Origin of the sequence: Iocasia fonsfrigidae (assembly GCF_017751145.1) — a bacterium.
Classification (GTDB): domain Bacteria; phylum Bacillota; class Halanaerobiia; order Halanaerobiales; family DTU029; genus Iocasia; species Iocasia fonsfrigidae.
This window is the reverse complement of sequence record NZ_CP046640.1, coordinates 3,885,471-3,898,272: the sequence shown is the minus strand read 5'-3', so window position 1 is coordinate 3,898,272 and position 12,802 is coordinate 3,885,471. Positions and strand designations below refer to the sequence as shown.

Below are 12,802 nucleotides of genomic sequence, written 5' to 3'. Positions count from 1 at the left end.
ATTATGGCTAAAAGATATAATGGTATTCCGGTTTCTAAAGGAATAGTAATCGGAACAATATATAAATACCTAGATGAAATGCCAACTGTTGAAGTGCGCAGAATTAGCCGTGAAGAAATCAATTTTGAACTAGACAAAGTTAAAATTGCCAGAGAAAAAGCCTCCTGTTTTTTAGAAAAATTAAAGGAAACAGCAGAAAAAGATCTGGGTACTGAAGGTAGTATGATCTTTGAAGCAACAATTGCGATGCTTAATGACCCGGTGCTTTTGGAAGATATTAAAAAAAATATAAAAGATGGTTTAATCAATACCGAGGGAGCAATTAAAAAAGCAATTGATTCTATGGTTACCAAATTTAAGGGTATAGATGATGAATATTTTCAACAGAGGATACCTGATGTTCAGGATGTGGGCAAACACCTTTTGAGGGCTTTAAAAGGAGAATTCAGCTTAGTCAGTGAGATTCCAGACGAGGCGATAGTAGTTAGTTGTGATCTGGCTCCTTCAGAAACCGCGTTGCTGGATAAAAGTAAATTAAAGGGTTTTGTTTTAACTAAAGGAGGCCAGACTTCCCATACAGTTATTCTGGCCAGGGGATTGATGCTGCCTGCAGTAATAAAGGTAGAGATTGATTTGTCTACAGTTCAGACTGGGGATAGAATAATTCTCAATGGTAACACAGGAGAGGTTATTTTAGAACCAGACAGTACAGACTTAACTAAATATGAGGTTAAAATAAGAGAATATCAAGAAAAACAAAAAAAGTTAGCTGAATTAAAAGATAAGCCAGCTATAACCCGTGATAACTTTAAAATTCAATTAGCTGCCAATATGGGTACAGATGATGAACTAGATGCCATACTTGATACCAATAGCGATGGTATTGGTCTCTTTAGAACAGAGTTTTTATATATGAATAATAACAGCCTACCAGATGAAGAGACCCAATATCAGGTTTATAGAAAAGTTGCTAAAAAGATGAAAGATAAGCCGGTTATTATTCGTACCCTGGATATTGGTGGGGATAAAGAATTACCTTATCTTGAATTACCCCGGGAAATGAATCCCTTTTTAGGTTTCAGAGCTATCCGTTTTTGTCTGGAAAGGGAAGATATTTTTTTAGTTCAGCTTAAAGCAATTCTTCGGGCAGCTCAATATGGTAACTTGAAAATTATGTTCCCTCTTATTTCCTCTTTAGAAGAACTTGATAGAGCTAAAAAATTACTTGATAAAGCTAAATTAGAATTAACTGAGGCTAAAATATCTTTTAACAGTGACATTGAGGTTGGTATGATGATAGAAGTCCCTGCTGCAGCCATTATGGCAGATGAACTAGCCAGACAGGTAGATTTTTTCAGCATAGGGACCAATGACCTGATACAATACACTATGGCTGCTGATCGGACCAATGAATTAGTTGCTAAATTGCATAGTCCATATTATCCTGCTATTATTAGGCTGATCAAAAGAATTGTTGATGCTGCTCATCGAGCTGGTATTAAGGTAGGAATATGCGGTGAAACTGCTGGGAATCCATTATTAACCCCCATATTTATTGGGATGGGTATAGATGAACTCAGCATGAGTGTTGGTTCCATTCTGGATATAAAGCAATTAATCAGGAAATTAGACCAGAAGGAATGTAAGAAAAATCTTGTTCAGGTTATTAAGTTAACTACAGCAAAACAGGTGAAAGAATATTTAAAAACTTTGTGAATAGTAAAATAAGCTGGCCCATAGTACCTATGGGCTACTTATCTGTCTAATTAATCATTAATATCTGTTACCCAATAATCCAATAAAATTATCCTCCTCTAAGGATATAGTATTTTAATAATTTAAGTGAAATGTTCATTTTTGCTCCTTTCTATTTATAGTAGAAAAAAGTTGAGATAATATAAGATATATTTTAAAAGAAATATGAAATTATATGGAACTAAGAAACTATATTATCAGAATCTTTCTTCACCTCTGAAACACAAAAATGTTTTTGACGTTTTTTAACCATTTCTTCAACTTCTTTCATTACACACCTTAATTCTTCTTCAAATTTACCATATTTCAGAAAAAGCTGATAATATCTACTCAATTCATTTAATCGGTCCTTAATTTCTTGATATTTTAGTAATGTATTATTTCTAATATTAAATAATTGGTTTCTTTCGACAGCGTTTAAGGTCACCACTTTAAAGAAATAGTCTATAATATTTAATTTTTTTTGTATTTGACTTAAATTTTGTTTTAAATCTTCATATTCTTCCTTAACCATTTCAAAACATTCAAGAATTTCTTGTGCAAAACAAATCATCTTATATACTCCTTCCTAAAGCATTTTTCGTTTCAAATATCGCCTCACCTTTTTCAATTCCTGTCTAACATATTCATGACTATAACCTAATTGTTGACCAATTTCCTTTAGAGTCAGGGGGGGATCTTTAAGATAATATTCATTAACCATATATTGATGTTTGGGTTTTAATTGGGAAATCAATTCAAATAATTTTTTCCTGGTCTCCTTGTTTATGTATTGGTTTTCTAAATTTATATCTTCTATAAGAGTATCTTTTAATTCAATACCATCTTCAATCTTTTCATCAATGCTATTATGTTTCCTAATATAAAGATATTTTAAGTAATTTTTCTTTTTATTTCCAGCTATTATACCCAATCTCTTTCCGAAATCCCCCTTTTTTTCATCATATCCAGGTAATATATCAACTAATAAATCAATAATTATCTCTTGCATTAAATCTTCATCTATTTTCCCGCTGATAGTTGATATCTTTTTAATCAACCTAAGATATTTTAAGATTAATTTGAGCTGTTCATGGGAATCACCTTCTTTTGCTTTTTGGAAATCTATGATAATTTTATCAAAATTATCAACTTGATACTGTGTTAAATTAAAATAATTCATAATTTCACTCCTTTAAACAAAAATGGAATATTTTTTAAGTTAGAAAAAAAATATATTTGACATCAAATGTGTTTTAAAATACAATAAAAAAGAAAGGGGGTTAAAATGAAAATTACTAGCAAAGAAAAATTTACCGTACAATTAGGAAAAAAGGTTAAATATTACAGAGAAATACGTGGTTTAACTTTAGAACAACTAGCAAATTTAGTAGGATGTACTGGTTCTTATATAGCTTTAATAGAAAAAGGGAAAAACACACCTAATAGTTATGTATTATATAATTTGTCTCGTTCTTTAAATGTGCCATTATTATTTTTCTATGGAATTGATGAAGATAAAGAAAATATCAATTCCGATAAAGACCCTATATTAAAGAACGAAGATTTTATACCATTCCTTGACATTGCCAAAGAAGCATATTTCCGTAATGTTTCAACTAAAGAATTATTAAATGCAGTTAAAATATTAAGTAGGTCTTAAACTTGCTATTAAATTATTAAACACATGTTATTTACTTATAATAATATTATCTTTTATTTAAATTATGGAGTTGGAGTCTTTTTTTTCCAGTGACATTAAATATATTTAATTTTTTAATTAAAAAATAATTTATTTTCTTAGGTACTTTAAGAATATTATCCATATCAACATTCAAAGCTGTCTTGAATTAACAACACTCCTTTCTTAATGGCTTGTCTACTTTACACAAATTAAAAAGCAGAACAGAAAAAGGAATTACCCTTAGTCTATCCTGCCTTTATGGTAAAAGGTAGAGGACTGTTATTTGTTTGAAAAATTCTCCTTAATTTTAGTTTCCATTTTTGTTATTTGCCCGTGATGAACTTGCAATACAATCTCTGAATAAGGATACCTTGCTGCATTTTCTTTAACTCTTTCCAATTGTTCTTGATTTTTCTCCATTGATTAATCCTCCTCATACTATTAATTTGACAGAGGGATCTAGTAGTATATTCCCTCTTTGTAAAAGTGATTTATTCAACGGTTACTGCTATTGTACCAGGTGATTTGGGAGAGTCCATACATATGTTTGCTTATATTATAATATTTTTATTCGCATTTGTAAAGGGGTTTCTGTCTAATTATTTACCACTATTTGATAAATAAAACTTTACAGGAGTTTCATTATAACATAAATGTTTTCAATAGTAGCATAGCATTCCTCCCCTCCGCCATAAATAAATTTTAAAAATTATTTAAAATATATTTTAATTAAAATTAAAATAGAATCATCTTAATTAAAGAGAAAGATAAGATAATTTAGTAAATATATGGGTTCTACTCCTTAAAAAGTAATTTTGCATTAATAATAACACATAAAAAATATAATGTCAATTAAATTTTAAATAAAAAATAAAAAATACTTGAAAAATAGAATGCTCAGTTGAATAATAGTAATAGAGTGAGGTGATATTATATTTTTTATAGTGCCAAATTGTTTTATAGAGGGTTTGGATGAGGTATAAATAACATGGAATAGAATTTAGCATTAAAACAACAAGTAGACACAAGAAAAAGGACAAGTTGTATTATAAGTACGGGAGGAAAGGGGGTAGAAGATAATGGTCAAAATGCTTAACCTATTAAAAGCAGAAGATTATGAAAAAATTTAGTGAGAGATACAATACTTAATAATTTTAATTAATTTTCCTGTAAAGCTTTAGAATTAGTAGATAAATTAATAACATAAAAAGGGGTTGAAAGTTAATGGCAGATGATTTTTATAATGGTGTACGTTATGGTGATGAGATAGAAATATCTATTGGTAAATATAATGGTACAGCATGGGAATATGAATTAATTACCCATAGAGAAGGGTTTTCTCCTGATATTCCTGAAGATACTGAAGCAGTTTATGATGGTCTTGAATATAAAGGTGATAAAAAAATAAGAGCAGAAAAAACATTAACACTTACCCAGGCAATGCCTGCTGATTATGGTTCTGGATTATTTGCTTATGAAGATTTAGCAGGTTTAGTAATTAAAGAAGAAATTGTTCCTCAAGATGGTTCTACTGTCGAGGTTCCAGCAAGGTATTATACTAATGTTAATTTAAGAAAAGTTTCTGCTGATGAGGTGCCAAATGAGGGTGGGTTTAATATTACTATATCTGGTAGATATGATAGTATTGTAAAAGATGAACCAGCTGGAACTGAATCATGGGTTAAAACTTATACCTAATGCTGCATTTAAAATAGCTGTTGGTAGGTAAAAGTTATAACGACGGTATGGTAATATGCAGTGACTACTATACCGTTATTAGCTCTTTTTATAAAGAAAGGTGGTGTTTTTAATAGTAGACGTTTTTAATTCTTATGATGCCACAATAGGTTTATCTAAATTATTACCAAAAGAAGAAACATATGAATTGAGTTTAGCTGGAAATATTGATATAGATAACAGAGGTAATAAAGAAGAGTTAATTAGAATAGAAATAATTTCTAATTTAGATACAACTGTTATTAATAGTATATCTAATGGAGAAATTACAATTACATTTTCTTCTGGTTCATTATCGACTAGTCAACTTATGGTTTTGGATTTTAAAGAACAAATCTATGAAATCAATGGCACTAGTATTATTAATAATCTTACTTTAGATGGATTATTAGCTTTAAAGGAAAATGAAATAACAACTTTTAATTTTGATTTTACTGGCCATCTAGATGTTAAATTTATATTTGAACAATATCAAGAAAATGAAGATTTACATTATGTTGAGCAATTTAGTATAGTTGAAAATAAAAGCTATAATGAAAACAAACCATATTATAGCAATAAAACCAAACAAAGAAAAGTTAACAATATAAAATATGATTTTAGTATAAGTAAATTATCTACCAAGTGGATAGATACAAATAATGAATATAGAATCTCATATTATTGTCATAACGAAGACATTTATTATGGAGAATGGAAATATTTAATAGGAGTTATATTTGATAAGGTAGAACAAAAAGCTTTTAATAATCCCAATGATATATTTAAAGATACTATATCTGGTAATGGAATTAAGATTATAACAAGAAATTACTAAAAAAGGGAGAGGATTTTAAAATGGGCCAGGTCTTAAGGGGTAAAAATTTATGGGAAAACTTGAAGGGTAAAAAGGAAGAGATTAAGGAAAGTATAGCAGTTGATTTTGGCGGTGTTGAAGGGGAAATTACCGTTCAGTTCGTTGATGTTGATATAGTTCAGAAAATTATTGAACAATTTGATGAATTAAAACCTAAGAAACCTAATATTTTAATTAAATTAAATGATGGAAGAAGTATGAATATTGAAGTCCCTAATGGTGATGAAAAATATAAGGCATTTAATTCTAAACCAGAAGCGAAAGAAAAAATTAAAAAATGGGAAGAAAAAAGCAAACCTATTGAAGAAAAGAAAAAATTGAGATTAGCATATGAATTTATTATTCCGGAAGAAAGACCTGGTAAAACAGTTGAAGAAGGAATAGAAATACTGAAGAGCACATTAAGATTTATGGATGTAATTAATATAGTAAATAAAGGTTTTGAGTTAAATTCACTTGGTGGTCAATTAAAAAAGCCAGAAAACGACTTTTAAGTCTTAAAAATAAAACAGGAAATATCGAAGATGGGGTTTCCATAAGATATCAAGTGATTAGCTGTTGGGAAAAGTACTCCCTTAGTCCCTTGGATTGGGATAAGTTAGATATTCAAACTAAAGCAGATTTGCTTATGAAATTAATGTTAGATAATGAAAGAGAAGCAAGGATACATAAGCAAATGTCAGAAAAACAGAATAAAAGGGCTAGATAATCAATTTTCTATCCCTTTTATTGTAACATTTCCTCTTAATCATGGTCTTACTTACGTTTTATGAATGTATTAAGAAAAAACACCGACATTTTACTTGTAAGTCAATAAAGATTAAGCTTTGAGGGTAGATAAGGAAATGGTTAAGAGAGATGATGTAGAAAGAGGTGATTTAAATAAACAATTATGAATTAAGTATAGATACTAAATTAGATATAAATGAAACACTGCAATCATTTGATAACTTAATTAATAAAGTAGAAGAAGTTGAAAATATTTTAAAGGACGTAAATACCCTTTATAAAGCAAATGAAAATCTAGTAAAACAAGAGAGTAAAGCTGTTAGAAATTTATTAAATTCCTGGATAGCTGGATTAACTGGTCTGGATGAAAAACAGATTGAAAAAATATTAATTGAATTAGGTATATATAAAGATAAAATACAAGTTGGCATGAAAGAAGCAGTATTGAATGGTATAATAGATGGGTTTAATTCAGTTAAGATTGAAGGTGATTTTGGGGAGAAGTTAAAAGCTGCCTTAGAACCTGCCTCAAGGAATGTTTTAAGTAATATTTTTTCTACTGAAGGTTTAAAAGCAGATTTAGAAGAAAGTATAGAAAGTTTAACAAATAGATTAAATTTAAGTGATAGCTGGCAAACAGGTATTATGGCAGGTTTAGAAACATATGCCAGTGGTGGCAGTGTAGGTAGTTCTTTATTTTCAGGTATTGGAGCTAGTCTAACAACCAGTGGTAATCCGCTGGGGACTATATTAAATAGTATAATAGATGAGTTTGATTCAGTTGAAATTGAAGGTAATTTTGGAGAGAAATTAAAAGCTGCCTTAAAACCCGCCTTAAGTAATATTTTTTCTGATGAAAATTTGAAAGCAGATTTAGAAAAAAGTATAAAAAGTTTTACAAACAAATTAAATTTAAGTGATAGCTGGCAGACAGGTATTATGTCAGGCTTAGAAACATATGCCAGTGGCGGCAGTGTAGGTAGTTCTTTATTTTCAGGTATTGGAGCTAGTCTAACAACCAGTGGTAATCCGCTGGGGACTATATTAAATAGTATAATAGATGAGTTTGATTCAGTTGAAATTGAAGGTAATTTTGGAGAGAAATTAAAAGCTTCCTTAAAACCTGCCTTAAGTAATATTTTTTCTGATGAAGGGTTGAAAGCAGATTTAGAAAAAAGCATAGAAAGTTTAACAAATAAATTAAATTTAAGTGATAGTTGGCAAACGGGTATTATGTCAGGCTTAGAAACATATGCCAGTGGTGGCAGTTTAGGTAGTTCTTTATTTTCAGGTATAGGAACAGCTTTATCTGTTACTGGTAATCCTTTAGGTATGGTGGTTAGTGCTATTGGTAGTATTGGCAGTTCATTATGGGGAAAAGTATCTGGTACAGAATATATCAGTGAAGTTAATAAAGTAAATGAGGCACAAGATAGAGCAATTGAAAAATTAAAAGAGTATGGAATAATAAGTAATAAAGTATCAGCAAGAATAAAGGATAAAGCTAGTGGTTGGAGGAAATTTTGGGGTGGCCATAAATATAAAGCTTATGGATTAGATGAAGCCAATGATAATCTTGAAAAAATGGAAGAAAAATTAGCACGACTACAGGAAACAGCAAGTTCTATTGGCGGTGGATTGGTTGATGCGATTAAAAACACCTTTAATTACGCTGATTTAAGAACCTCTTTTGAACAATCTTTAGGACAGGCTATACAAGATGCTGTAGTTACTAAATTAATAGAAGCTAAAGCAATAGAAGGTCAGGTTAATAAATTAGCTGGAACAATAAGTAAAGCATTAAATGATGGGATTATATCTAATGATGAAGCTAATATAATTAATTATATGAAAGAAAATATATTAGCAGGTGCAAGTGAAATACAAAATGCTTTAGGTGATTTAGATGATTTGCTTGGATTTAATACTAATGCTGATATTGATAATAGTACTTCCTTTAGTGCCGGTTCATCTACAAATATTACATATCATTCCAACTATATAGTGGACACGGTATGGTTTAACGCTTCAGAAGATGATGCACAGGCTTTTGCAGTGACAATGGAACCTTATATCAGAGAAGTTATTGAAAGAAATCAAGGTAATTAAGGAGGGTATGAATTTTGATACAAATAAATAACTATTTTTTTGAACCTACAAAATTTGAAAAAAAGTATAGAGAGATAGGTAATACGCAAAGGAGTTTCAGTGGAAAAGTTCATACTCAAAATATTAATAAATATTATAATTTTCAACTTAAAATTGAAGGATTATCTCCTTCGATGTTTGGCAATCTGCTATATCTGCTATCATTAAATAGAGGGGAGGACCCTTCTAATTTGACTTTGCTTGATAATGAAGGTAATGAATATACGGTCATTATCCCTATTAATGGTGTGAATTATGACAGAGAGGAAGGTGAGGAAGAAACTTATTATTGGGAAATGGAAATGTGGGAGGTTATTTAGGAAGGAGGTGAGGTTGTTTGAAACAAATAGATTCCGGATTTTTAGAGAGATTAGAAAGTGATAATTATAAAATTAAGTTAAAACAACAAGTTGATTGGGATAAAGATGGTGCTTTTAATGAAAATGAAGATATTAGTGATTATATAAAATCTGTAACAATTTCTAAGAAATTAGAAGGAGATTTAGGTGTTAATGTAGTTGATACAGCTACAGTTATACTAGATAATTCAAATGAAGATTTTTCCCCGAAAAACCTTTCTGGTAAATTTGCTGGAAATGTAGTTCCTAATTCTTTTTCTGAAATAAGAGCAGGTATAGCTGATAATACTTTAGCAGAAAATGAAATATTATTATTTGATGGCTATGTTCAAGAAATTAAACCAAGTTTTAATAAATATGAAGCGACATTAAAAATGAAGGACTATATTAGTATTTTACAGAATGAAGAGTGTCCAGATAAATTTTATTATAATTACCTCAGAGAAGAAATTATCAAAGAATGGTTAGATATTGTAGGAATTAATTATACAGATAACACAATTGATCGAACCACAACTACAATTAGTGATAGCTTTGAAGATAAAAATATGTGGGAGGCTATCCAGGATTTAGCAAAAAGTATTTGGGCAGATGTCTATATAGAAAATGGTACATTCTATTTAAAAACCAGAATATCTCCCGATTATGAAGGGGAACAAGCTGCTGTATATACTTTTTCTACAGATAATGAGGCTTATGATGAAAATATATTTGAAATAACAGAGGAATATAAGAGTACTAACTTATATAATCAAGTTAAATTAACATCTCAACCATTAATAAAACAAGCCAGACAAGCTATCTGGACTGGAGCAGAAGAAGAAACAGAAGTACAAGAAGAATATTCCGGGAGTGATATAGTTTGGAGTAATGATAAGCAAAGATATGAATTGCAACTAACATATGTACCAGAAGGCGAAACCACTGAACAAGCAACTAAAAATACTCCTATTATTCCAGGGAGTATAAGTGTATATGATATAAATACAGATACTAACTATATCCTTAATGGGGGACTAGCTTCTTCTGATTATGATAAAGGAGTAATAGCTTTTGAAGCAGCACATGGGGAACTAGAAATTGCAGATACAGATACCTTAAGAGTTAAATATCAATTTTATTTTAATAAATTAGCCCCACATGGTATAAGAGAATTTATTATTCATTTAGATGATCCAGCAGTAAATATAGAACCATTGAATTTATTAGCTAGATTTTCTGATGATAATCAACAAATTGATTATTCTTTTATAGAAAAAGAATTTATGCTTACAGGAAAAAGTGAAAAACAATTTTATTTGCAAGCCGGAGTAGTTATCAACTGGCGAATAAGTAATATTGTAGGTTCCGAAGAACGTGCTGTTCAAAAAGATGGGCATATTAATATTCCTACAACAGGTAATTATACAATAAAAACTTCTTTAGTCCCATCAGAAAATATTATTTTCTGGAGACTTTTTAAAGAATTATTGGTTGAGATTATAGATCCTAATGGTAATACTATTTTATCTGAAAAAGCTTCACATATTTTTATTCAGACATTTAAAAAAGCTCTATTTATTAAGTATTTAGATGATATAGGTCAAAACATCTCTGATCCAGATGATATTTCACTTGATTTTGAACAAAAAATTTATGAAGACCAAAAAAATGTAAAAGTTAAAATAACTAATAAAACTGATAGACCTATTGAGTTGTATGGTTATTTACTTAATAGAGAAGATACTAAAAACACTCCAATATTAGTAGGAGAACCTTTACAGAGAAGTAATGTAATTGAAATAACAGAAGCTGATCAACCGAGTATAGAAGCATATGGTAAATATGAAATGTCTGATATTGAATTAGATTATATTTCATCAGAGACTGAATTAAAGAAACTTGCTAAATATTTACTATATCAATATTCTACTCCTAAATCAGTATTAACAATCAAAACAAAACCATTGCCTTTTTTAGAATTGATGGATAAAGTACATGTTCATCAAAAAAATAGAGATATAGATAATGACTTTTTTATAAAAGAAATTAAACATGGATTTAAAAATGGTAAATGGGAAATGGAATTGAAATTAGAGCAGGCACAGGCCAGCAATTGGGAATATACAGCTGATGGTAATCCAGCTTTAAACGGTATTAATAATGGAGAACCAAGTGATTTTATAACACTTAATAAAGTAACAGGAGTTAATGCCTTATTATTAAAGGCATCAACAAAAGGAAGTAGAGTTGAAATATCCTGGAATAAGAGTTCTCAATATGATTTAAGTCATTATAATATTTACCGTAAACCAGCTGAAGAATCAACTTATACAATAATTGATAGTGTTGATTATAGAACTAATTCTTATATAGATACTACAGTAGAATACGGTAGTGAGTATTCTTATAAAGTGTCTATTGTCGATAATAGCGGAAATGAAGCTGAATTAAGTGATGAAGATACTGTTGAAATTATAGCAGGTTCACCTGGTGTAATTGAATGGGATAGGATTACTTGGTTTGCTGATAAAGTTGAATTAGTGTGGCAGCCTCATCCTGATGATTCTTTTGATCAATATGAAATTACAGTTGAAAATGGTTAGGGAGGTGAGTTATGGCTAATATAAGCAATTATTTAGAAGAAAAAATATTAAATCATATCTTTAATGGAATCACTTATAATTCACCTATAACAATTTATTTAGGATTAGTAAATGATATTGCTACTGATACAGAATTGGAAGAAGGTGATTTAACAAATGAAATAACTGCTTATTCAGGGGATAGAAAAGTAATTTCTTTTACTGGAGTTACACAGGCAGATGGAAAGGCTACTATTGAAAATGATACTAGTATTGATTTTGTTGATATGCCTGTAACAAACGTAAAATATGCCATTGTTTGTGATGCAGTAACAGGAGGTAATATTTTATACTGGTGTCCTGCTGCTAATGTAAGAGAGGTTTTTGCAGGAGATACCTATAGAATTCCTGCTGGTGGTTTACAATTAACATTGAATTAAATTTTAAGCAAATTTAAAATATAAAAAACCAAAAGGAGAGTGTTTATAATATGGCTGAAATAACAGAAGCTGGCTATCAAACTGTAAGGGATTTTATTGAGGCAAATTGGATTTATCATTCTTTGAGAGATGATGAAGATGCAGAAATACTTAGACTTTCTACTGCTGATGCAAGGGTTTCCTGGACACATGCTGTTGGAGCACAGGTGTTAGAATTAACTACCGTAATATCAGGAGCAGATACAGATGTTACCACACCTCAAATTTTTGCGGGTAGTGAAATTTATAATGTAGCAACAGAAGGTGAACCTTTAGCAGATGAGACTTTTGAAGCATTTACGATTAATACTACCAGTGATGAACTGACCGTAAAGCATCGTATTGAAATTCCCCAGGTGGTGTAATTATGGATGAAAAAACAGTAGTAGTAAACAGTAGAATTGATATAGGAAATTTGTTTAATCCTGAAAAAATGAATGAAAAGTTGAAAGCAAAAGAAAAAGAAAAAAGAGTGGATTAATTTCCACTCTTACTTTGATGGGGGTGATAGG

Annotated in this window: 13 protein-coding genes; 10 read left to right on the top strand and 3 right to left on the bottom strand. The window is 29.9% G+C overall.

From position 1 onward, the window contains the following. Positions 1-3: 3 nt before the first annotated feature. Positions 4-1,716, top strand: coding sequence for a phosphoenolpyruvate--protein phosphotransferase (ptsP, locus tag GM661_RS18720; protein ID WP_230868166.1), 1,713 nt, complete (start codon positions 4-6; stop codon positions 1,714-1,716). Positions 1,717-1,936: 220 nt separating this feature from the next. Here ptsP and GM661_RS18715 read toward each other — a convergent pair whose 3' ends face one another. After that, positions 1,937-2,308 carry a hypothetical protein gene (locus tag GM661_RS18715; RefSeq protein ID WP_230868165.1) on the bottom strand — a complete coding sequence of 124 codons (372 nt, stop codon included), beginning with the start codon at positions 2,306-2,308 and terminating at the stop codon, positions 1,937-1,939. 15 nt (positions 2,309-2,323) lie between these two features. Next, positions 2,324-2,917, bottom strand: a complete 594-nt coding sequence (locus GM661_RS18710; RefSeq protein WP_230868164.1) for a sigma-70 family RNA polymerase sigma factor — start codon at positions 2,915-2,917, stop codon at positions 2,324-2,326. A gap of 105 nt (positions 2,918-3,022) precedes the next feature. Between GM661_RS18710 and GM661_RS18705 the strand changes: the two genes are divergently transcribed. Beyond that, positions 3,023-3,397 (top strand): helix-turn-helix domain-containing protein, encoded by a 375-nt coding sequence (locus GM661_RS18705; RefSeq protein WP_230868163.1) that lies wholly within the window; start codon positions 3,023-3,025, stop codon positions 3,395-3,397. Between the two features lie 300 nt (positions 3,398-3,697). Here the strand turns inward: GM661_RS18705 and GM661_RS18700 are convergent, their stop codons facing one another. Continuing rightward, positions 3,698-3,838, bottom strand: coding sequence for a hypothetical protein (locus tag GM661_RS18700; RefSeq protein ID WP_230868162.1), 141 nt, complete (start codon positions 3,836-3,838; stop codon positions 3,698-3,700). An 804-nt stretch (positions 3,839-4,642) separates the two neighbouring features. On the opposite strand from GM661_RS18700, the gene GM661_RS18695 reads away from it, so the two are divergent. The 8 genes from GM661_RS18695 (at position 4,643) to GM661_RS18660 (ending at position 12,655) form a co-directional block, all read left to right on the top strand. Beyond that, positions 4,643-5,116: a hypothetical protein gene (locus tag GM661_RS18695; protein ID WP_230868161.1), complete on the top strand. Its 474-nt coding sequence runs from the start codon at positions 4,643-4,645 to the stop codon at positions 5,114-5,116. Between the two features lie 103 nt (positions 5,117-5,219). After that, complete coding sequence (locus GM661_RS18690) at positions 5,220-5,972, top strand: hypothetical protein (protein WP_230868160.1); 753 nt, start codon at positions 5,220-5,222, stop codon at positions 5,970-5,972. Positions 5,973-5,992: 20 nt separating this feature from the next. Then, a complete protein-coding gene (locus GM661_RS18685) occupies positions 5,993-6,505 on the top strand; it encodes a hypothetical protein (RefSeq protein WP_230868159.1) in 513 nt (170 codons plus the stop codon). 664 nt (positions 6,506-7,169) lie between these two features. Beyond that, entirely contained in the window at positions 7,170-8,849 is a 1,680-nt protein-coding gene (locus GM661_RS18680; RefSeq protein WP_230868158.1) for a hypothetical protein, read from the top strand. Between the two features lie 14 nt (positions 8,850-8,863). Continuing rightward, positions 8,864-9,208, top strand: a complete 345-nt coding sequence (locus GM661_RS18675; protein WP_230868157.1) for a hypothetical protein — start codon at positions 8,864-8,866, stop codon at positions 9,206-9,208. A 17-nt stretch (positions 9,209-9,225) separates the two neighbouring features. Further along, on the top strand, positions 9,226-11,832 hold the full coding sequence (locus GM661_RS18670) for a fibronectin type III domain-containing protein (RefSeq protein ID WP_230868156.1): 2,607 nt from the start codon (positions 9,226-9,228) through the stop codon (positions 11,830-11,832). An 11-nt stretch (positions 11,833-11,843) separates the two neighbouring features. Further along, positions 11,844-12,251, top strand: coding sequence for a phage tail fiber protein (locus tag GM661_RS18665; RefSeq protein ID WP_230868155.1), 408 nt, complete (start codon positions 11,844-11,846; stop codon positions 12,249-12,251). Positions 12,252-12,301: 50 nt separating this feature from the next. Beyond that, positions 12,302-12,655 (top strand): hypothetical protein, encoded by a 354-nt coding sequence (locus tag GM661_RS18660; RefSeq protein WP_230868154.1) that lies wholly within the window; start codon positions 12,302-12,304, stop codon positions 12,653-12,655. The last annotated feature ends 147 nt before the right edge of the window (positions 12,656-12,802 follow it).